Origin of the sequence: Pseudomonas sp. FDAARGOS_761 (assembly GCF_013343155.1) — a bacterium.
Taxonomy (GTDB): Bacteria; Pseudomonadota; Gammaproteobacteria; order Pseudomonadales; family Pseudomonadaceae; genus Pseudomonas; species Pseudomonas aeruginosa.
In genome coordinates this window covers 99,262-119,260 of the sequence record NZ_CP054572.1, presented here as the reverse complement: position 1 = coordinate 119,260, position 19,999 = coordinate 99,262, and the positions used below count along the sequence as shown (strand labels likewise).

Annotated in this window: 18 protein-coding genes; 8 read left to right on the top strand and 10 right to left on the bottom strand. The window is 66.0% G+C overall.

The window, feature by feature from the left end:
- Window positions 1-12: 12 nt before the first annotated feature.
- From leuE to grpE, 6 genes are all read right to left on the bottom strand, one after another.
- Window positions 13-663, bottom strand: a complete 651-nt coding sequence (gene leuE / locus FOC67_RS00560; RefSeq protein WP_003095208.1) for a leucine efflux protein LeuE — start codon at window positions 661-663, stop codon at window positions 13-15.
- 11 nt (window positions 664-674) lie between these two features.
- Window positions 675-1,811, bottom strand: a complete 1,137-nt coding sequence (gene carA, locus FOC67_RS00555; RefSeq protein WP_003095209.1) for a glutamine-hydrolyzing carbamoyl-phosphate synthase small subunit — start codon at window positions 1,809-1,811, stop codon at window positions 675-677.
- Between the two features lie 182 nt (window positions 1,812-1,993).
- Entirely contained in the window at window positions 1,994-2,800 is an 807-nt protein-coding gene (dapB, locus tag FOC67_RS00550) for a 4-hydroxy-tetrahydrodipicolinate reductase (RefSeq protein WP_003095210.1), read from the bottom strand.
- Between the two features lie 56 nt (window positions 2,801-2,856).
- Window positions 2,857-3,990 carry a molecular chaperone DnaJ gene (gene dnaJ / locus FOC67_RS00545; RefSeq protein WP_003095211.1) on the bottom strand — a complete coding sequence of 378 codons (1,134 nt, stop codon included), beginning with the start codon at window positions 3,988-3,990 and terminating at the stop codon, window positions 2,857-2,859.
- A gap of 115 nt (window positions 3,991-4,105) precedes the next feature.
- Window positions 4,106-6,019 carry a molecular chaperone DnaK gene (dnaK, locus tag FOC67_RS00540; protein ID WP_003095212.1) on the bottom strand — a complete coding sequence of 638 codons (1,914 nt, stop codon included), beginning with the start codon at window positions 6,017-6,019 and terminating at the stop codon, window positions 4,106-4,108.
- Window positions 6,020-6,108: 89 nt separating this feature from the next.
- Window positions 6,109-6,669, bottom strand: a complete 561-nt coding sequence (gene grpE / locus FOC67_RS00535) for a nucleotide exchange factor GrpE (protein WP_003095213.1) — start codon at window positions 6,667-6,669, stop codon at window positions 6,109-6,111.
- A 167-nt stretch (window positions 6,670-6,836) separates the two neighbouring features.
- On the opposite strand from grpE, the gene recN reads away from it, so the two are divergent.
- Complete coding sequence (gene recN, locus FOC67_RS00530; protein ID WP_009314250.1) at window positions 6,837-8,513, top strand: DNA repair protein RecN; 1,677 nt, start codon at window positions 6,837-6,839, stop codon at window positions 8,511-8,513.
- 69 nt (window positions 8,514-8,582) lie between these two features.
- On the opposite strand, the gene fur is transcribed toward recN, so the two are convergent.
- Entirely contained in the window at window positions 8,583-8,987 is a 405-nt protein-coding gene (gene fur, locus FOC67_RS00525; protein ID WP_003095216.1) for a ferric iron uptake transcriptional regulator, read from the bottom strand.
- A 97-nt stretch (window positions 8,988-9,084) separates the two neighbouring features.
- On the opposite strand from fur, the gene FOC67_RS00520 reads away from it, so the two are divergent.
- Window positions 9,085-9,615 carry an outer membrane protein assembly factor BamE gene (locus FOC67_RS00520; RefSeq protein ID WP_003109323.1) on the top strand — a complete coding sequence of 177 codons (531 nt, stop codon included), beginning with the start codon at window positions 9,085-9,087 and terminating at the stop codon, window positions 9,613-9,615.
- A gap of 67 nt (window positions 9,616-9,682) precedes the next feature.
- On the opposite strand, the gene FOC67_RS00515 is transcribed toward FOC67_RS00520, so the two are convergent.
- Both FOC67_RS00515 and FOC67_RS00510 read right to left on the bottom strand, forming a co-directional pair.
- Complete coding sequence (locus tag FOC67_RS00515; RefSeq protein ID WP_003095218.1) at window positions 9,683-9,988, bottom strand: RnfH family protein; 306 nt, start codon at window positions 9,986-9,988, stop codon at window positions 9,683-9,685.
- On the bottom strand, window positions 9,981-10,415 hold the full coding sequence (locus tag FOC67_RS00510) for a type II toxin-antitoxin system RatA family toxin (RefSeq protein WP_003100497.1): 435 nt from the start codon (window positions 10,413-10,415) through the stop codon (window positions 9,981-9,983). The genes FOC67_RS00515 and FOC67_RS00510 overlap by 8 nt, the downstream gene beginning before the upstream one ends.
- A 274-nt stretch (window positions 10,416-10,689) precedes the next feature.
- On the opposite strand from FOC67_RS00510, the gene smpB reads away from it, so the two are divergent.
- Window positions 10,690-11,169, top strand: a complete 480-nt coding sequence (smpB, locus tag FOC67_RS00505) for an SsrA-binding protein SmpB (RefSeq protein ID WP_003100496.1) — start codon at window positions 10,690-10,692, stop codon at window positions 11,167-11,169.
- Between the two features lie 22 nt (window positions 11,170-11,191).
- Here smpB and FOC67_RS00500 read toward each other — a convergent pair whose 3' ends face one another.
- Window positions 11,192-11,965, bottom strand: a complete 774-nt coding sequence (locus FOC67_RS00500) for an FCD domain-containing protein (protein WP_003095221.1) — start codon at window positions 11,963-11,965, stop codon at window positions 11,192-11,194.
- 328 nt (window positions 11,966-12,293) lie between these two features.
- On the opposite strand from FOC67_RS00500, the gene FOC67_RS00495 reads away from it, so the two are divergent.
- The 5 genes from FOC67_RS00495 to FOC67_RS00475 all read left to right on the top strand — a co-directional run bounded on the left by FOC67_RS00495 (window position 12,294) and on the right by FOC67_RS00475 (window position 19,997).
- Window positions 12,294-13,976 carry a lactate permease LctP family transporter gene (locus tag FOC67_RS00495; RefSeq protein WP_003100495.1) on the top strand — a complete coding sequence of 561 codons (1,683 nt, stop codon included), beginning with the start codon at window positions 12,294-12,296 and terminating at the stop codon, window positions 13,974-13,976.
- Between the two features lie 155 nt (window positions 13,977-14,131).
- Window positions 14,132-15,277, top strand: a complete 1,146-nt coding sequence (gene lldD, locus FOC67_RS00490) for an FMN-dependent L-lactate dehydrogenase LldD (RefSeq protein WP_003100494.1) — start codon at window positions 14,132-14,134, stop codon at window positions 15,275-15,277.
- Between the two features lie 66 nt (window positions 15,278-15,343).
- A complete protein-coding gene (locus FOC67_RS00485; RefSeq protein ID WP_023098139.1) occupies window positions 15,344-18,160 on the top strand; it encodes an FAD-binding and (Fe-S)-binding domain-containing protein in 2,817 nt (938 codons plus the stop codon).
- A gap of 227 nt (window positions 18,161-18,387) precedes the next feature.
- Window positions 18,388-18,870: an adenosylmethionine decarboxylase gene (gene speD, locus FOC67_RS00480; protein WP_003095236.1), complete on the top strand. Its 483-nt coding sequence runs from the start codon at window positions 18,388-18,390 to the stop codon at window positions 18,868-18,870.
- Window positions 18,870-19,997, top strand: coding sequence for a fused MFS/spermidine synthase (locus tag FOC67_RS00475; RefSeq protein ID WP_009314260.1), 1,128 nt, complete (start codon window positions 18,870-18,872; stop codon window positions 19,995-19,997). Before speD ends, FOC67_RS00475 begins: the two co-directional genes overlap by 1 nt.
- The last annotated feature ends 2 nt before the right edge of the window (window positions 19,998-19,999 follow it).

Here is a 19,999-nt window from a genome sequence, read left to right as displayed (position 1 = left end):
TCGTTGCAATAATCAGGACAGGGTTGCGGTGGCCAGCTTCACACCAAAGCCGACGAACAGGGCGCCGACGCCCGAAGTGGCGCCGGCAGCCAACCGTTGCCGCCGGCGGAACCAGGCCGCCAGCCGCACACCGGTGAAAATCAGGAAGCTCAGGTAAAGGGCGCTGACCAGTTCCAGGATCACCGCCAGCACCAGGAACGACAGCCCCGGATAGGCATAGCCGGGATCGACGAACTGGATGAAGAAGGAGATGAAGAACAGGATCGCCTTGGGATTCGACAGGCTGAGCAGCAGCGCCTTGCGGAACGGCTGGTGGACATCCACCTGTTCGGCCTGCGCCGCCGTCGCCTCGGGATTGCGCAGCTTGCGCCAGGCGCCCCGCAACATGCCGACGCCGAGATAGAACAGGTAGGCCGCACCGAGGTACTTCAGGCCGATGAACAGCATCGGCTCGGCCTTCAGCAGGGAGGCCACGCCGAGGGCCGACAGCAGCATCAGCACCGCGTCTCCGAGGAACACGCCGCAGGCGGCCCGGTAGCCGGTCGCCACGCCACGCTGGGCCGAAGTCGCGAGGACGAACAACGAGTTCGGTCCGGGCAACAGGATCACGAAAACCACACCCAGCACGTAGGTCCAGAAATCGGTTATCCCCAGGGTCGGCATGGCTCTGCTCCTCAGCGACGCTCGGCCATCGCCGAGATGAAGCGGTCGAACAGCGGGGCGACGTCATGCGGGCCGGGGCTCGCCTCGGGGTGGCCCTGGAAGCTGAAAGCGACCTTGTCGGTGCGCTCGATACCCTGCAGGGTACCGTCGAACAGCGACTTGTGAGTGGCTCGCAGGTTGTCCGGCAGGGTGCTCTCGTCGACCGCGAAACCGTGGTTCTGGCTGGTGATCATCACCACGCCGCTGTCCAGGTCCTGCACCGGGTGGTTGGCGCCGTGGTGCCCGTGGCCCATCTTCAGGGTCTTGGCGCCAGAGGCCAGGGCCAGCAACTGATGGCCGAGGCAGATGCCGAACACCGGGATCTCGGTATCGAGGAATTCGCGGATCGCCTGGATCGCGTAGTCGCACGGTTCGGGGTCGCCGGGGCCGTTGGAAAGGAAGATGCCGTCAGGGTTCAGCGCCAGCACTTCGCTGGCCGGTGTCTGCGCCGGCACCACGGTCAGGCGGCAGCCGCGCGCCACCAGCATGCGTAGGATGTTCAGCTTCACGCCGTAGTCGTAGGCCACCACGTGATACGGCAGTTCACCGGCCGGGATCTCCGGATGACTGTCGCTTTCCAGGTTCCAGACGCTGGAGCGCCACTCGTAGCGCTCGGCGGTGGTGACCTCCTTGGCCAGGTCCATGCCCTTCAGGCCGGGGAAGGCGCGAGCCAACTCCAGCGCGCGTTCCTCGGTAGCGTCGGCACCAGCCAGGATGCAGCCGTTCTGCGAACCCTTCTCGCGGAGGATACGGGTCAGGCGACGGGTATCGATGCCGGCGATGGCGACGGTGCCGTTGGCTTTCAGGTAGTCAGGCAGCGACTGCTTGCTGCGCCAGTTGCTGGCGATCAGCGGCAGGTCGCGGATGATCAGGCCGGCGGCCCAGACACGGTTGGCCTCGGCGTCTTCCGGGGTGGTACCGGTATTGCCGATGTGCGGGTAGGTCAGGGTGACGATCTGCTGGGCGTAGGAAGGATCGGTAAGGATTTCCTGGTAGCCGGTCATGGCGGTGTTGAACACCACCTCGCCAACGGTCTGGCCGTCGGCACCGATGGCTTCACCGCGAAAAATGCTGCCGTCGGCAAGTGCAAGTATGGCTGGCTTAGTCAAGAAGACCTCCCGTAAATCAAGCCTGACTGGTCGCGCAGGTGTAAAAAAGCGGGATGACACCGTGAAGAGTCATCCCGCTTTTTTTCGATTCATGCTGCGCTGCTTTTAGTGGACACACTAAAGCTGTAGTTTACAGAATCGCGACATTCCGGTCCACCAATAAGACGACGTGCGGCAGCGCCTCAGCGTAGGCCGAGCACATCCTGCATGTCGTACAGGCCGTTCTCCTTGCCCTCCAGCCACAGCGCCGCACGCACCGCGCCACGGGCGAAGGTCATGCGGCTGGAAGCCTTGTGGGTGATCTCCACGCGCTCGCCCTCGGCGGCGAACAGCACGGTGTGGTCGCCCACCACGTCGCCGGCGCGCACGGTGGCGAAGCCGATGGTTTCCCGCGCCCGCGCGCCGGTCTGCCCCTCGCGTCCGTAGACCGCCACTTCCTGGAGGTCCCGGCCGAGCGCCTGGGCTACCACCTCGCCCATGCGCAAGGCGGTGCCGGACGGTGCATCGACCTTGTGCCGGTGATGGGCCTCGATGATCTCGATATCCACTTCGTCGCCCAGCACCCGTGCCGCGGTATCCAGAAGCTTCAGGCAAAGGTTCACGCCGACGCTGAAGTTGGCAGCGAAGACGATCGGGATATCCTTCGCCGCTTCGGCCAGCAGCAGCTTCTCGTCGGCGCTGAAGCCGGTGGTGCCGATGACCATCGCGCGGCGCGCCTTGCGGCACTGCTCGATGTTCTTCAGGGTTACGGAGGGATGGGTGAAGTCGATCAGGACGTCGAACTCCTCGCAGACCTTGCCCAGGTCCCCGGACAGCGGCACGCCGATCCGGCCGAGACCGGCCAGCTCGCCGGCGTCCGCCCCCACCAGGGTGCTATCCGGACGATCCACCGCCGCCGTCAGCCCGGCGGCACCGCCGGTCTGCTGAACGGCCTCGATCAGGTTCTTGCCCATGCGCCCGGCGGCGCCCACTACGGCTATACGTCGCATAAAACCACTCCACGCGGAACCCGGACGCGGCGGTCAGGCCGCGCCCATGGCTTTGTTTATAGGTCGTCGAAGAAACGCTTCATGCCCTCGAACCAGCCGCTGGCCTTGGGCGAATGCGAGGTGTCGCTCTGCAACGACTTGCGGAACTCCTCGAGCAGCTCGCGCTGGCGCTTGTCCAGGTTCACCGGGGTTTCCACCACCACCTTGCACATCAGGTCGCCGGCGCCGCCGCCGCGCACCGGGGCCACGCCCTTGCCGCGCAGGCGGAACAGCTTGCCGGTCTGGGTGCTTTCCGGAATCTTCAGCTTGACCCGGCCATCCAGGGTCGGCACTTCCAGCTCGCCACCCAACGCAGCGTCGGCGAAACTGATCGGCACTTCGCAGTACAGATGCTTGCCGTCGCGCTGGAAGATCGGGTGCTCGCGCACATTGACCACCACGTACAGGTCGCCCGCCGGACCACCCATGCTGCCGGCCTCGCCTTCGCCGGTGAGGCGGATGCGGTCGCCGGTGTCGACGCCGGCCGGCACCTTCACCGACAGAGTCTTCTGCTCTTCCACGCGCCCCTGGCCATGGCAGGAGCCACAGGGATCGGAAATCATCTTGCCGGTGCCGTGGCAGCGCGGACAGGTCTGCTGGACCGAGAAGAAGCCCTGCTGCATACGCACCTGGCCGATACCGCCGCAAGTGGTGCAGGTGACCGGTGTGGTACCGGGCTTGGCGCCGCTGCCGTTGCAGGTCTTGCAACCGACCAGGGTCGGCACGCGGATGGTGACGGTGGTGCCGCGTACCGCCTCTTCCAGGTCGAGATCCAGGGTGTAGCGCAGGTCCGCGCCGCGCTGCGCGCCGCCGCGCGAGCCACCGCGGGCGCCGCCGCCACCGAAGAAATCGCTGAACACATCGCCGAAGATGTCGGAGAAGCTCGCCCCGCCGAAACCGGCGCCAGCGCCCCCACCCATGTTCGGATCGACGCCGGCATGGCCGTACTGGTCGTAGGCCGCCCGCTTGCTGGCATCGGAGAGGACCTCGTAGGCCTCGTTGGCCTCCTTGAACTTGTCCTCGGCTTCCTTGTCGCCAGGATTGCGGTCCGGGTGGTATTTCATCGCCAGGCGACGGTAGGCCTTCTTCAGGTCCGCCTCGCTGGCGCCACGCTCAACCCCCAGAACCTCGTAAAAGTCTCGTTTCGCCATAACCTTTCCGTCTCAATTAAGGACCCTCCAGACACGCCAACGCGGGAGCAGGCTCCCGCGTGGCGGATCATGCGTACCGGCCTGGCCGGCACGCGGGGCAGAAGCAAGCCGGGGCTTACTTGTTGTCCTTGACCTCTTCGAACTCGGCGTCCACCACGTCGTCAGCGGCTTTCGCCTGCTCGCCCTGGGGAGCGTCTTCGCCCTGCTGGGCCTGTTCGGCGTACATCTTCTGCGCCAGCGGGGTGGAAGCCTGGGACAGAGCGTTCATCTTGGCCTCGATCTCGGCCTTGTCGTCGCCCTTCACCGCCGCTTCCAGCTCGCCCAGCGCCTTCTCGATGGTCGCCTTGTCCTCGGCGGTGGCCTTGTCGCCCGCCTCGGTGATCATCTTGCGGGTCGCGTGGACCAGCGCGTCGCCCTGGTTGCGAGCGGCAGCCAGTTCCTCGAACTTGCGGTCCTCCTCGGCGTTCGCCTCGGCATCGCGGACCATCTGCTGGATCTCATCCTCGGACAGGCCGGAGGATGCCTTGATCACGATGGACTGCTGCTTGCCGGTGGCCTTGTCCTTCGCCGAGACGTGCAGGATGCCGTTGGCATCGATATCGAAGGTCACCTCGATCTGCGGCACGCCGCGCGGAGCCGGCGGAATGTCGGCCAGGTCGAACTTGCCCAGCGACTTGTTCTGCGCGGCCTGCTTGCGCTCGCCCTGCAGCACGTGGATGGTCACCGCGCCCTGGTTGTCGTCGGCGGTGGAGAACACCTGCGACTTCTTGGTCGGGATGGTGGTGTTCTTCTCGATCAGACCGGTCATCACGCCGCCCAGGGTCTCGATGCCGAGGGTCAGCGGGGTCACGTCGAGCAGCAGCACGTCCTTCACGTCGCCGGCCAGGACCGCACCCTGGATGGCGGCACCGACAGCCACGGCTTCGTCCGGGTTGACGTCCTTGCGCGCTTCCTTGCCGAAGAACTCGGCAACGGTCTTCTGTACCAGCGGCATGCGGGTCTGGCCGCCGACCAGGATCACTTCATGGATATCGGAAACATCCAGGCCGGCATCCTTCAGCGCGGTGCGGCACGGCTCGATGGTGCGCTGCACCAGGTCTTCGACCAGGGACTCCAGCTTGGCGCGGGAAACCTTGACGTTCAGGTGCTTCGGACCGCTCGCGTCGGCAGTCACGTACGGCAGGTTGACGTCGGTCTGCTGGGTCGAGGACAGCTCGATCTTGGCTTTCTCGGCCGCTTCCTTCAGACGCTGCATGGCCAGCGGGTCGCCCTTCAGGTTGATGCCGCTTTCCTTCTTGAACTCGTCGACGAGGTAGTCGATCAGGCGGATGTCGAAGTCTTCGCCGCCGAGGAAGGTGTCGCCGTTGGTGGCCAGCACTTCGAACTGGTGCTCGCCGTCGACTTCGGCGATCTCGATCACCGACACGTCGAAGGTACCGCCGCCCAGGTCATAGACGATCACGGTGTGGTCGCCCTTGGCCTTGTCCAGGCCGTAGGCCAGCGCCGCCGCGGTCGGCTCGTTGATGATCCGCTTGACGTCGAGGCCGGCGATGCGGCCGGCGTCCTTGGTGGCCTGGCGCTGGCTGTCGTTGAAGTAGGCCGGAACGGTGATCACCGCTTCGGTGACCGGCTCGCCGAGGTAGTCTTCGGCGGTCTTCTTCATTTTCTTCAGCACTTCGGCGGAAATCTGCGGAGGCGCCATCTTCTGGCCCTTCACTTCCACCCAGGCGTCGCCGTTGTCGGCCTTGACGATGCTGTACGGCACCATCTGGATGTCTTTCTGTACCACGTTCTCTTCGAAGCGACGGCCGATCAGGCGCTTCACCGCATACAGGGTGTTCTGCGGGTTGGTGACCGCCTGGCGCTTGGCCGGCTGGCCCACCAGGGTTTCGCCATCGTTGGTGTAGGCGATGATCGAGGGGGTGGTACGCGCGCCCTCGGCGTTCTCGATGACCTTGACGTTACCGTTCTCCAGGATAGCCACGCAGGAGTTGGTGGTACCCAGGTCGATGCCAATGATTTTGCCCATATTCACTCTCCAGAAACTTTGATTCCGTGCGACCCGCCCGTGGGTCTCGTGCTCGGTTGACTACCCAGATGGGGTCGTCGCGTCGAATTTCAAGCCTGCTCGTCGATGGAAGGCGGGGTTTCCGCCGGCGCCTTGCTGACCACCACCATCGCCGGACGCAGCAGGCGGCCGTTGAGCAGGTAGCCTTTCTGGAACACCTTGAGGACACTGCCCGGCTCGGCCGAAGCGCTTTCCTGCATGGCCATCGCCTGGTGCTGCTCGGGATTGAAAGGCTCGCCTTCCGGGTTCAGCGCCTCCACCTGGTAGCGGCGCAGGGTGTCGTCGAACATCTTCAGGGTCAGTTCCATCCCTTCGCGCATCGGCTTGATCGCCTCGTCATTGGGATCGGACATCTCCAGGCCGCGCTCGAGGGTGTCGACCACCGCCAGCAGGTCGCCGGCGAATTTCTCCAGCGCGAACTTGTGCGCCTTCTCGACATCCTGCTCCGCACGCCGGCGTACGTTCTGCAGATCCGCGACCATGCGCAGCGCCTGGTCCTGGGCGGCAGCCAGCTGCTCCTCCAGTTCCTGCACGCGGGCGGTCAGGTCCTCGGCGGCGCCGGTGGGCTGCTCGGGGGTCTGTTGATCCAGGGTCTGCTGTTCGTCAGCCATGCCACTCTCCTTCAAAAATAAGCTGGCAAATACAAGGCGAACGCATAAGTTCGCAACGTTGCCGGCTATATGGGGACGGCTTTCCACGGTTCAAGGGGCGAGCGGCAATTGCCAGCCGGAAAAAATACTGTATAAATAACCAGACAAAACCCACGGAGCCGCCCGCCATGCTGGTTCACCTGTCCGTTCACAACTACGCCATCGTCGAGCACTTGGATCTCGAACTCGCTACCGGCATGAGCGTGATCACCGGCGAAACCGGCGCGGGCAAGTCGATCATGCTCGACGCCCTCGGCCTTACCCTCGGCGACCGCGCCGACAGCGGCGCGGTACGTCCCGGAGCGGACAAGGCCGACATTCTCGCCAGCTTCGACGTCAGCGCCATCGCCGAGGCCCGCGACTGGCTCGCCGAGCGCGACCTGGAACAGGACGGTCCGTGCATCCTGCGCCGGGTGATCACTGCCGAAGGTCGCTCGCGTGCCTACATCAACGGCACGCCCTGCCCTCTGGGCGACCTGAAGAGCCTGGGCGAACTGCTGATCGACATCCATAGCCAGCACGAGCACCAGTCGCTGCTGAAGAGCGAGACCCACCGGCGCCTGCTCGACGAGTACGCCGGCTGCCAGGAGCTGGCGCGCCAGGTGCAGCTCGCCGCGCAACGCTGGAAGCAGACCAGCCAGGAACTCGAACGCCTGTCGCGTAGCGGCGACGAACAGCGCGCCCGCCACCAGTTGCTCAGTTACCAGCTGGAAGAACTGGAAAACCTGTCCCTCGGCGAAAACGAACTGGAAAGCCTGGAGCAGGAGCAGAAGACCCTGAGCAACGCCGAAAGCCTGCTCGCCGCCTGCCGCCAAGTCGTGGAAATGTGCAGCGAGAGCGATGCCGGCAACGTCCTTTCCGCGCTCAATGCCAGCCTCAGCCGCCTGACCTCGTTCAGCGGCCAGCCCGCCGCCCTCGGCGAAGCGGTCAACCTGTTGTCCAGCGCGCAGATCCAGGTCGAGGAGGCGATCGGCGAACTGAACCGCTTCGTCGACCACTTCGATGCCGATCCCAATCGCCAGCAGCAGGTCGAGGAGCGCCTGGACGTCATTTATTCCCTGGCGCGCAAGCACCGGGTCCAGCCCGCCGAACTGGCCGACCTGCAGCAGCGCCTGTTCGACGAACTGGAGGCGCTGAACGCCGACGACGAAGCGGTCGGACGCCTGGGCGACGAGCTGGCCGCCTACGCCCGGCATTACCAGGAAAAAGCCGACGAACTGAGCCGCCTGCGCCAGGCCGCGGCCGCACCTCTTGCCGCCAGCGTGGAACAGGAGATGCAGCGCCTGGGCATGCCCGGAGGGCGCTTCGCCATCGTCCTGCATCCCGGCGACAGCGCCGAGCCGCAGGCCAACGGACTGGAAAGCGTGGAGTTCCTGGTCAGCGCCAACCCCGGGCAGCCGTTGAAAGGGCTGGCCAAGGTCGCCTCGGGCGGCGAACTGTCGCGGATCAGCCTGGCGATCCAGGTGATCACGGCACAGACCTCGCGCATCCCCACCCTGGTCTTCGACGAAGTCGACGTCGGCATCGGAGGCCCCACCGCCGAAGTGGTCGGACAGTTGCTGCGTCGCCTCGGCGAACGCGGCCAGGTCCTCACCGTGACCCACTTGCCGCAGGTCGCCGCCCAGGGCCACCAGCACCTGTTCGTGCACAAGGAACGCGGCAGCAGCGAAACCCGCACGGTGGTCGCCACCCTGAACAAGGCCCAGCGGATCGAGGAGATCGCCCGCATGCTCGGCGGCGTCGACCTGACCAAGGAATCCCTGGCCCACGCGAAGAAACTGGTCAACCTGGCCGCCCAGAACTGAACGTTCCTTCAATGGAAAATGAAAACGGCGACCCCAGGGTCGCCGTTTTCGCATGGAACCGTTGCGCGACTACTTCTTCTTGCGCACGTAGAGCACCAGATTGTGATCGACCAGCTCGAAGCCGCGCTCGCGGACGATTTCCTTCTGGCGCTTCTCGATTTCCGCATCCATGAACTCGATCACCTCGCCGGTATCGACGCAGACCATGTGGTCGTGGTGGCCGCTATCGGCGAGCTCGAACACGGCATGGCCGCCATCGAAGTTGTGACGCACCACCAGGCCGGCGGCCTCGAACTGGGTCAGCACCCGATAGACGGTTGCCAGGCCCACGTCCTCGCCTGCTTCCATCAGCGCCTTGTACACGTCTTCGGCACTCATGTGGCGTTGCTCGGCCGAGTCGAGCATCTGCAGGATCTTGACCCGCGGCAGGGTCACTTTAAGGCCGGCTTTTCGAAGTTCGCTATTTTCAACCATGTCTGCTTTCTCAGCGCGGGATGTTTCGCAGTATCCCGGAATACGGGTATGATCGGGCTTTTATTTGCCCAGCCAAGATAGTGGAAGTCGCTCACCGATGCAAAACGCCAAGCTCATGCTGACCTGTCTCGCTTTCGCGGGGCTTGCCGCACTCGCCGGTTGCTCGTTTCCTGGCGTCTATAAAATCGACATCCAGCAAGGCAACGTCGTAACGCAGGACATGATAGACCAGTTGCGTCCCGGAATGACCCGACGCCAAGTGCGGTTTATCATGGGCAACCCGCTGATCGTCGATACCTTCCACGCCAATCGTTGGGACTACCTCTACAGCATCCAGCCGGGCGGCGGTCGTCGCCAGCAGGAGCGCGTCAGCCTGTTCTTCAACGACAGCGACCAACTGGCCGGCCTGAACGGCGACTTCATGCCCGGCGTCAGCCGCGACGAAGCGATCCTCGGCAAGGAAGGCAGCACCACCGTCACCCAGCCGGCCGACCAGCAGAAACCGGAAGAGCAGAAAGAAGAGCCGCCGAAACCGGGCTCCACCCTGGAACAACTCCAGCGCGAAGTGGACGAAGCCCAGCCGGTACCGGTTCCGACCCCCGAACCTTTGGACCCCAGCCCGCAATGACGGCTGGCGTTCCACGAAAAAGCCCGGCATTCGCCGGGCTTTTTCATTTCCGCAGGGAACCCCGCGGCTAACCGCCTTCGCGCTCGCTCCGGGCCCGTGCGGCACGCTGCTTGCGCACCTCCTTGGGATCGGCGATCAGCGGGCGGTAGATCTCCACCCGTTCGCCGGCCTCCAGCACCCGCTCCTCCGGGCGAGCCAGGAGCTTGCCGAAGATACCCAGCGGACAACCTTGCACATCCAGCCCTGGAAACGCCTCGGCGATGCCGGAGAGCAGCACGGCCTCGCGTGCGCTGGTACCTGCCGGCACGCTCAGGCGCAGTAACGCCTGTCGCTCCGGCAGCGCGTAGACCACCTCGACGGCGATCTCAGCCATAGAGTTGCTTGGCGCGCTGGCAGAACGCGTCGACCATGGTGTTGGCAGCCTGGGTGAACAGCGGCCCGAGGGTCGCCTTGACCAGCGGCCCGGCGTAATCGAAGGTCAGGTCGAGAGTGATCTTGCAGGCCTTCTCGCCCAGCGCCTTGAACTGCCAGACGCCATGCAGTTCGGTGAACGGTCCGTTTTCCAGGTTCATCTCGATGGAAGCTCCCGGCACCAGCACGTTGCGGGTGGTGAAGCGCTGGCTGAGGCTACCCTTGGCCACGGTCAGCTCGGCGCGCATCAGGCTTTCGCTCTCCTCCAGGACCTGGCTGGCCGAACACCAGGGCAGGAACTCCGGATAGCGCTTCACGTCGTTCACCAGATCGAACAGCGCACGGGCGGGATAAGGCAACAGCGCCGAACGCTGGATATGGGTGCTCATAGAACTCTCACTTCTGCTGTCGAGCGGGCGACTCCCCAAGCATAGCCGGCGGGACGGCGGCATCCGCCACGGCGGCGCGCTGCGCCCGCCGACCGGGGCCAGGGTTCGGCAGAAAAACGCTCAGCACAGCCTGACGCCACTTGAAGACTTTTCTTACAAAACCTTGGCCAGCGGCCAGGAAAAGAGTGGGCATTGTCCGAAATTCACCTCTATCCCTCAAGCGCGACGCCGCCCCATAGCGGTGAAGCCGGCGACTCCCTATAATGCGCCGCCTATGGCTAAGCAGAAGAAACACCCTTCGGGGACCATCGCGCAGAACAAGAAGGCTCTGCACGACTATTTCATCGAACAACGCTTCGAGGCGGGCGTCGCCCTGGCGGGCTGGGAAGTGAAAAGCCTGCGCGCCGGCAAGGCCCAACTGGTCGACAGCTACGTGCTGCTCAAGGATGGCGAGGCCTGGCTGCTCGGCAGCCACATCACGCCCCTGACCACCGCCAGCACGCACGTGATCGCCGACCCGGTGCGCACGCGCAAGCTGCTGCTGCACAAGCGCGAACTGGGCAAGCTGTTCGGCGCCGTGCAACAGAAGGGCTACGCCTGCGTCGCCCTGTCGATGTACTGGAAGAAGCACCTGGTCAAGTGCGAGATCGCCCTGGCCAAGGGCAAGAAGGACTTCGACAAGCGCCACACCGAGAAGGAGCGCGACTCCGATCGGGAGATCCAACGCGCCATGCGCCACGGCAAGGACGACTGAGCGCCTCCCTGCCCGCGCCTCGCTAGTCTTCCTGCACGCTGCGCCGGCGCTGCGAGCGCTTCATCCTGCGCGCCTCTTCCTGGACCTCCGCCAGGACCTCCTGCACATAGTGGATGTGCTGGTTGGACACCTCCCGGGCCAGCTCCGCCTGACCGCTGATGATCGCGTCGTATAGGCGCTGGTGCTGCTCCATCAGTTGCGCGCGGGTTTCCGTGCGCTGCGCGTACATCCCGCCGATATTGGTCACCACGTTGCGCCGCAGCAAGTCGAACAGGCCCTTGATGGTGTGCAGCAGCACGGTGTTGTGGCTGGCCTCGGCGATCGCCAGGTGGAAGCGCGCGTCGGCGGCGCCCTCTTCCGCACTGACCTGGTCGTTGCGCGCATAGCAGGCCTGGAGCGCCTCGAACGCCTCGGTCAGGCGCTGGTGATCGAGGGAGGTCGCACGCAGCGCCGCGTAGTAGGCACATGACCCTTCCAGCGTGTGGCGAAACTCCAGCAGGTCGCGCTGGGCCTCCGGGTTGCCCTCCAGCAGGTGCAGCAGCGGATCGCTGAAAGTCGCGCCCAGCGATTCGGTCACATAGTTGCCGCCACCCTGGCGGCTGACCAGCAGCCCCTTCGCCACCAGTTTCTGGATCGCCTCGCGCAGCGACGGCCGGGAAACCCCGAACTGCTCGGCAAGCACGCGCTCGGCGGGCAGCCGCTCGCCGGACTTCAGCGTGCCCTCCAGGATCATCGCCTCCAGTTGCGCAACGATGTCATCCGACAGACGGCGCTGCCTGACCTGACCAAATTCCATATCCCGACACCCTTACCCGAAGTTTCGTCGCAAAGCCTCTGCCATGCGCCCAGCGCGAAAAAGAGAGGAAGCGTACCGAGCCGCTCCCCGCACCACAAGCGAGCCGCCACGAGCCCCGCACGAGCATCCTTAGACAAAAGTCGTAGACGGGCAAATTGACACGCCGAACGCTCGACTCTTAACCTGAGCGCTCGCTTTTGTAAATTGGTCTTACCAATTATGCGAGCTTTGCCAGGTTCGGCTGCCCAGCGCCCTTGCACACACAGGTCTTGGCGCGTGTCCGATCTGGTCACAGGCAAACCCAACAACAATTAGGGAGCCAACCCCCATGCAAGCCTGGCAACAACTCTATACCCCCCTTGGCAGTCTCGGCCTGTCGGCCGCCGCGGCCGTCATCCCGATCGTGTTCTTCTTCCTCGCCCTGGCGGTATTCCGCCTCAAGGGCCACATCGCCGGCAGCATCACCCTGGCGCTGGCCATCGCGGTGGCCATCTTCGCCTTCCACATGCCCGCCGACATGGCCTTCGCCGCCGCCGGCTACGGCTTCCTCTACGGTCTCTGGCCGATCGCCTGGATCATCGTCGCCGCGGTCTTCCTCTACAAACTGACGGTGAAGAGCGGCCAGTTCGAGGTGATCCGCAGCTCGGTGCTGTCGATTACCGGCGACCAGCGCCTGCAGGTACTGCTGATCGGCTTCTCCTTCGGGGCCTTCCTCGAAGGCGCCGCCGGTTTCGGCGCGCCGGTGGCGATCACCGCCGCCCTGCTCGTCGGCCTCGGCTTCAATCCGCTCTACGCCGCCGGCCTGTGCCTGATCGCCAACACTGCGCCGGTGGCCTTCGGCGCACTGGGCATCCCGATCATCGTCGCCGGCCAGGTGACCGGTATCGACGCCTTCAAGATCGGCGCCATGACCGGCCGCCAACTGCCGTTCCTGTCGATCCTGGTACCGTTCTGGCTGGTGTTCATGATGGACGGCTGGCGCGGCATCCGCGAAACCTGGCCGGCCGCCATCGTCGCCGGCGGCAGCTTCGCCATCACTCAGTACCTGACGTCCAACTTCATCGGCCCGGAGTTGCCGGACATCACCTCGGCACTGGTCAGCCTGGTCTCCCTGACCCTGTTCCTCAAGGTCTGGCAGCCGCAGGGCGCCAGCGAAGCGCTCGCCGCCAGCGGCGGCGCGGCCGTGGCCGGTGGCGGCTACGGCGGGCAACGCAGCGTCGAACCGTCCGCCTACAGCTTCGGCGAGATCCTCAAGGCCTGGTCGCCGTTCCTGGTGCTCACCGTACTGGTGACCATCTGGACCCTGAAACCTTTCAAGGCCCTCTTCGCCCCGGGCGGCGAGCTCTACTGGCTGGTGTTCAACTTCGCCATCCCGCACCTGGACCAACTGGTGGTCAAGGGCGCGCCGATCGCCACCAGCGCCACGCCGATCGCCGCGGTATTCAAGTTCGACCCGATCTCCGCCACCGGCACGGCGATCTTCCTCTCGGCGCTGGTATCGATGTTCATCCTGCGCATCGGAGCGAAAATTGGTATTACCACTTTCAAGGAAGTCCTGGTGGAGCTGAAGTGGCCGATCCTGTCCATCGGCATGGTCCTGGCCTTCGCCTTCGTCACCAACTACTCGGGCATGTCCACCACCCTGGCCCTGGTCCTGGCCGGTACCGGCGCGGCGTTCCCGTTCTTCTCGCCGTTCCTCGGCTGGCTGGGGGTATTCCTGACCGGTTCGGATACGTCCTCCAACGCCCTGTTCAGCTCCCTGCAGTCGACCACCGCGCACCAGATCGGAGTCAGCGACACCCTGCTGGTGGCCGCCAATACCAGCGGCGGCGTGACCGGCAAGATGATCTCCCCGCAATCCATCGCCGTGGCCTGTGCCGCGACCGGGATGGTCGGCAAGGAATCCGACCTGTTCCGCTTCACCCTGAAGCACAGCCTGATCTTCGCCGCGCTGGTCGGACTGATCACCCTGGCCCAGGCATACCTATTCACCGGCATGCTGGTGCACTGACCGCGCCCTGATCGGCCGCGCGTCGTCGATACTGCGCAGGAAATGGCCCGGGGGAGACTCGCCTACGATCGTAGGCCCGGCTCCCTTGGCCATTTCCGCCGTGTCCCGCTCCACTGCGCTCGATGCAAAACCTTTCGACACAACGGAAGAGCCCAATGATCATTTCCGCTTCCACCGACTACCGCGCCGCCGCCCAACGCAAGCTGCCGCCGTTCCTCTTCCACTACATCGACGGCGGCGCCTACGCCGAGTACACCTTGCGTCGCAACGTCGAGGATCTGTCGGCCATCGCCCTGCGTCAGCGGGTGCTGAAGAACATGTCCGAGCTGAGCCTGGAAACCCGCCTGTTCGACGAGACCCTGGCGATGCCGGTGGCGCTCGCCCCGGTCGGTCTCACCGGCATGTACGCCCGCCGCGGTGAAGTCCAGGCGGCGCGCGCGGCGGCGGCGAAGGGCGTGCCCTTCACCCTGTCGACGGTATCGGTGTGCCCGATCGAGGAGGTCGCCCCGGCCATCGACCGGCCGATGTGGTTCCAGCTCTACGTGCTGAAGGACCGCGGCTTCATGCGCAACGCCCTGGAGCGGGCCAAGGCCGCCGGCGTCACCACCCTGGTGTTCACCGTCGACATGCCGGTCCCCGGCGCCCGCTACCGCGACGCCCATTCCGGCATGAGCGGCCCCTACGCCGCGCCGCGCCGCATCCTGCAAGCCATGACCCACCCGGCCTGGGCCTGGGACGTCGGCCTGCTGGGCAAGCCCCACGACCTCGGCAACATTTCCGCCTACCGCGGCAACCCGACCGGACTGGAGGACTACATCGGCTGGCTGGGCGCCAACTTCGACCCGTCGATTTCCTGGAAGGACCTGGAGTGGATCCGCGAGTTCTGGGACGGCCCGATGGTGATCAAGGGCATCCTCGACCCCGAGGATGCCAGGGATGCGGTGAAGTTCGGCGCCGACGGCATCGTCGTCTCCAACCACGGCGGCCGCCAGCTCGATGGCGTGCTGTCCAGCGCCCGCGCGCTGCCGGCGATCGCCGACGCGGTGAAGGGCGAACTGGCGATCCTTGCCGACTCCGGCATCCGCACCGGTCTCGACGTGGTGCGGATGATCGCCCTCGGCGCCGACAGCGTGCTGCTCGGCCGCGCCTTCGTCTACGCCCTGGCCGCCGCCGGCGAGGCCGGGGTGCGCAACCTGCTCGAACTGATCGAAAAGGAAATGCGCGTGGCCATGGTCCTCACCGGGGCCAAGTCGATCGGCGAGATCAGCGCCGACTCGCTGGTCCGCGAACTGGGCGCCTGAGACGCCCGCCAGAAAAGCCTGAAAACGCCCGGGGCGTGACCGTCGTCCCAGGGCCGAGGAAAGCCGATGAGCCTGCCGATTCCCTTTCTCGAGACCGTCGAGCGGCTGATACCGCGCGAACGCCGCTTCGACGACCCCCTGTCGACCCTGGCCTTCGGCACCGACGCCAGTTTCTACCGGTTGATTCCCAAGCTGGTGCTGCGCGTCGAAAGCGAGGACGAGGTCGCCGCGATCCTATCCGTCGCCTACCGCGAGCAGGTCCCGGTGACCTTCCGCGCCGCCGGCACCAGCCTCTCCGGCCAGGCCATCAGCGACTCGGTGCTGCTCGTCCTCGGCGACAACTGGAACGGCCGGGAAATCCGCGCCGACGGCGCGCAGATCCGCCTGCAGCCGGGTGTCATCGGCGCCCAGGCGAACGCCTGGCTGGCGCCGTTCGGCCGCAAGATCGGTCCCGACCCGGCCTCGATCAACGCCTGCAAGATCGGCGGCATCGTCGCCAACAACGCCAGCGGCATGTGCTGCGGCACCGCGCAGAACAGCTACCACACCCTTGCCGGCCTGCGCCTGCTGCTGGCCGACGGCACCCGCCTGGACAGCGAGGACCCGGCCAGCGTCGCGGCCTTCCGCGCCAGCCACGGCGAGCTGCTGGAACGGCTCGCCGAACTCGGCCGCGAGACCCGCGCCAACGCCGAACTGGCCGCGAAGATCCGCCACAAGTACCGGCTGAAGAACACCACCGGCCTGTCGCTGAACGCGCTGGTCGACTACGACGAGCCGCTGGACATCCTCACCCACCTGATGGTCGGCTCCGAGGGCACCCTCGGCTTCATCAGCGCGGTGACCTACGACACCGTCCCGGAACACCCGCACAAGGCCTCGGCGCTGCTGGTTTTCCCCACGGTGGAAACCTGCTGCACGGCGGTCGCGGTGCTCAAGCGCCAGCCGGTCTCGGCGGTGGAACTGCTCGATCGGCGCAGCCTGCGCTCGGTGGAGAACATGCAGGGCATGCCGGAATGGGTGAAGAGCCTTTCCGCCGGTGCCTGCGCCCTGCTCATCGAGTCCCGCGCGGCGAGCCGCACGCTGCTGCACGAACAGCTCGGGCGGATCATGGCCTCCATCGCCGAATATCCGCTGGAGAAGCAGGTCGACTTCAGCGAAGACCCGGCGGTCTACAACCAGCTCTGGCGCATCCGCAAGGACACCTTCCCGGCTGTCGGCGCGGTGCGCGAGACCGGCACCACGGTGATCATCGAGGACGTCACCTTCCCCGTCGAACGACTGGCCGAGGGAGTCAACCGCCTGATCGAGCTGTTCGACAAGCACCGCTACGATGAGGCGATCCTCTTCGGCCACGCGCTGGAAGGCAACCTGCACTTCGTCTTCACCCAGGGCTTCGACTCGCCCGAGCAGATCGCCCGCTACTCGGCGTTCATGGACGACGTGGCGCACCTGGTGGCGGTGGAGTACGGCGGCTCGCTGAAGGCCGAGCATGGCACCGGGCGCAACATGGCGCCGTTCGTCGAACTGGAGTGGGGCGAGGACGCCTATCGCTTGATGTGGCAGCTCAAGCGCCTGCTCGACCCGCGCGGCATCCTCAACCCGGGTGTGGTCCTCAGCGACGACCCGCAGAGCCACCTGAAGAACCTCAAGCCGCTGCCGGCCGCCGACGAGATCGTCGACAAGTGCATCGAGTGCGGTTTCTGCGAACCGGTCTGCCCGTCGCGCGGACTGACCCTCACGCCACGCCAGCGCATCGTCCTGTGGCGCGACATCCAGGCGAAGAAGCGCGCCGGCGTCGACACCACGGCGCTGGAGCGCGACTACCGCTACCAGGGCATCGACACCTGCGCCGCCACCGGCCTATGCGCCCAGCGCTGTCCTGTGAACATCAACACCGGCGAGCTGATCCGCAAGCTGCGCGGCGCCGACGCCCGCCACGCCGAAGGCGCCACCTGGCTGGCGCGCAACTTTGCCGGCGCCATGCGCGCTGCGCGCTTCGCCCTGCTCGCTACCGACGCTGCCCGGCGCCTGTTTGGCGCGCCCCTGCTGGCCAGCGCCAGCCGCGGCCTCAGCCAGGCCAGCGGCGGCCGCGTGCCGCAATGGACGCCGGCGCTGCCGCAGCCGGTACGCCTGGCGCCGCCGCCCGCCCCGCTCGACGACGGGCGACCGAGGGTGGTCTATCTCGCCGCCTGCGTCTCGCGCGCCATGGGCCCGGCCTTCGGCGACGAAGAGCGCGAGCCGCTGCTGGACAAGACCCGCCGTCTGCTGGAAAAGGCCGGCTACCAGGTGGTGTTCCCGGATAACCTGGACAACCTCTGCTGCGGCCAGCCGTTCGCGTCCAAGGGGTATGCGAAGCAGGCCGACGACAAGCGCGACGAGCTGCTCGCCGCCCTGCTCCAGGCCAGCCGCGGCGGCCTCGACCCGATCTACTGCGACACCAGCCCCTGCACCCTGCGCCTGGTCCAGGGTCTGGACGATCCGCGGCTGCAGATCCACGACCCGGTGAAATTCATCCGCAGTCACCTGCTCGATCGCCTGGAGTTCATCCCGCAGGACAAACCGGTAGCGGTGCACGTCACCTGCAGCACCCAGCACCTCGGCGAGAGCCAGGCGCTGATCGACCTCGTCGGCCGCTGCACCCGCGAGGTGGTGATCCCGGAAGGCATTCACTGCTGCGGCTTCGCCGGCGACAAGGGCTTCACCACGCCGGAACTGAACGCTCACTCCCTGCGCAGCCTGAAGGATGCCGTGCAGTTCTGCGAGGAAGGCGTGTCCACCAGCCGTACCTGCGAGATCGGCCTCAGCGAGCACGGCGGGATCGACTACCGCGGGGTGGTCTACCTGGTGGACCGGGTGACGCAGGCGAAGGGCGCGCCTCGGTAGGGCGAATAACCGCCTCGCGGTTATCCGCCGGGCCATGCTCCGCAGAAGCGGCGAATAGCGCCGCTGGCGCTATTCGCCCTACGTCAGGCGAAATGGGTGCTCCGGCGTCGTCGGCCCGCGCCGGGGCGGGCAAAAAATCCGTCGTTAAGCACCTCTTAAGTCAGCCGCGCCTATCGTGCCTTCCACCGCGAGGACATCCCTCGCCGAAACGGAAGCAGGAGGCCTTCATGGCAATTCAACCGTTGCGACTCGATCCGATCACCGTGCTCGGCAAGCAACTGGTCATCGAGCTGTTCGACTGCGTCGACCAGCGCTTCGACGATATCCAGTGGATCGAGGAAAGCATGCTCGAGGCCGCCCGCCAGGCCAACGCCACCATCATCACCTCGGCGTTCCACAAGTTCAGCCCGATCGGCATCTCCGGCGTGGTGGTGATCGCCGAATCGCACCTGGCGATCCATACCTGGCCGGAGTACGGCTATGCCGCGGTCGACGTGTTCACCTGCGGCGACGTGCTCGATGGCGCCCAGGCCGTGCGCGTGCTCAGCGAACGCCTGGGCAGCCGTCGGCACCTGATCTCGAGCATGGACCGCGGCCTCGGCGGCCATCGCCTGGGGCTGCTCAGCCGCAGCCTGGCCGGCAATGGCCCGGTCGACGAAGACAGCCCGACCCTGCGCTGGGCGCTGGGCCAGGGCACGGGGGTGGCCTGATGGATACGCCGATCGAACGCGCCCCGCTGGCTCCCGACCTGAGCCAGGCCCGTTACGCCGTCGACCTCACCGGCCTGGTGCCGGCGGAGGTCGCCGCCGGGCTGCCGCCGCTGCCGCCGAACCACTTCTATTTCTATCCGCCGGACCCGCTGCTGGAAGGCGACGGCGCAATCACCGCGATCGAGGACAGCGACCCCTTCGACCAGTACGTCTACCGCCTGCGCCGGGTGCTCTACCAGGGCCGCACGCGCTGGCAGAACGTGCTGATCGCCGACACCTACAACTACGACCGCGTGTTGATGCTCGACGGCGCGATCCAGAGCGCCGAGAGCGATGAGTCGCTGTACCACGAGCTGCTGGTGCAGCCGGCCATGCTCGCCCACGACGAGCCGCGCGACGTACTGATCATCGGCGGCGGCGAAGGCGCCACCCTGCGCGAGGTGCTGTCCCATGCCAGCGTGCGGCGGGCGGTGATGGTCGATCTCGACCGGGAGCTGGTGGAACTGTGCCGTGAGCACCTGTTCCAGTGGCACCAGGGCGCCTTCGACGACCCGCGCTGCGAACTGCTCGCCGAGGACGGCCGGGCCTATCTCGAGCGCGACCCGTCGCTCTATGACGTGGTCATCATCGACGTCGTCGACATGCTCGACAACGGCCCGGCCCAGGCCCTCTATACCCGCCAGTTCTACGAACTGCTGCACTCGCGGCTGCGTCCGGGCGGGGTGATCGCGGTGCAGGGCCTGGAGTTCTCCCACAGCGACGACAAGCCCCACGCGGCCCTCGCCCGTACCCTGCGCAGTGTCTTCTCCCAGGTCCACAGCTACCGCGCCACGGTGCCCTCGTTCCTCTCCTCCTGGGGCTTCCTGCTGGCTTCCGACTGGCTCGACGCGAACCACTGGCAGGCCGAGGACATCGACCGACGCATCGAACGCAAGCTCGGCCCGCTGTGGCTCGACCACCTCGACGGCGACTACCTCAAGGCCTGCTTCGTGATGGACCGGGAAACCCGCTTCCTGCTCGCCCAGCCGGGACCGGTACTGGAAGACGGCGTACCCTTCGTCGCACCGCCGGATATCGAGGAGATCGAGTTCGGCCCGGCACAATTGCCGGCCCTGGCGAGGACCTGAAG

Bases quoted from the DNA above. Each gene is read 5' to 3' on its own strand.
- smpB (WP_003100496.1), top strand. From the start codon at position 10,690: ATGGCTAAGCAGAAGAAACACCCTTCGGGGACCATCGCGCAGAACAAG.
- FOC67_RS00500 (WP_003095221.1), bottom strand. From the start codon at position 11,965: ATGGAATTTGGTCAGGTCAGGCAGCGCCGTCTGTCGGATGACATCGTT.
- lldD (WP_003100494.1), top strand. From the start codon at position 14,132: ATGATCATTTCCGCTTCCACCGACTACCGCGCCGCCGCCCAACGCAAG.
- grpE (WP_003095213.1), bottom strand. From the start codon at position 6,669: ATGGCTGACGAACAGCAGACCCTGGATCAACAGACCCCCGAGCAGCCC.
- dnaJ (WP_003095211.1), bottom strand. From the start codon at position 3,990: ATGGCGAAACGAGACTTTTACGAGGTTCTGGGGGTTGAGCGTGGCGCC.
- FOC67_RS00495 (WP_003100495.1), top strand. From the start codon at position 12,294: ATGCAAGCCTGGCAACAACTCTATACCCCCCTTGGCAGTCTCGGCCTG.
- leuE (WP_003095208.1), bottom strand. From the start codon at position 663: ATGCCGACCCTGGGGATAACCGATTTCTGGACCTACGTGCTGGGTGTG.
- dnaK (WP_003095212.1), bottom strand. From the start codon at position 6,019: ATGGGCAAAATCATTGGCATCGACCTGGGTACCACCAACTCCTGCGTG.
- FOC67_RS00515 (WP_003095218.1), bottom strand. From the start codon at position 9,988: ATGGCTGAGATCGCCGTCGAGGTGGTCTACGCGCTGCCGGAGCGACAG.
- dapB (WP_003095210.1), bottom strand. From the start codon at position 2,800: ATGCGACGTATAGCCGTAGTGGGCGCCGCCGGGCGCATGGGCAAGAAC.
- FOC67_RS00475 (WP_009314260.1), top strand. From the start codon at position 18,870: ATGGATACGCCGATCGAACGCGCCCCGCTGGCTCCCGACCTGAGCCAG.
- FOC67_RS00485 (WP_023098139.1), top strand. From the start codon at position 15,344: ATGAGCCTGCCGATTCCCTTTCTCGAGACCGTCGAGCGGCTGATACCG.
- FOC67_RS00520 (WP_003109323.1), top strand. From the start codon at position 9,085: ATGCAAAACGCCAAGCTCATGCTGACCTGTCTCGCTTTCGCGGGGCTT.
- fur (WP_003095216.1), bottom strand. From the start codon at position 8,987: ATGGTTGAAAATAGCGAACTTCGAAAAGCCGGCCTTAAAGTGACCCTG.
- recN (WP_009314250.1), top strand. From the start codon at position 6,837: ATGCTGGTTCACCTGTCCGTTCACAACTACGCCATCGTCGAGCACTTG.
- FOC67_RS00510 (WP_003100497.1), bottom strand. From the start codon at position 10,415: ATGAGCACCCATATCCAGCGTTCGGCGCTGTTGCCTTATCCCGCCCGT.
- speD (WP_003095236.1), top strand. From the start codon at position 18,388: ATGGCAATTCAACCGTTGCGACTCGATCCGATCACCGTGCTCGGCAAG.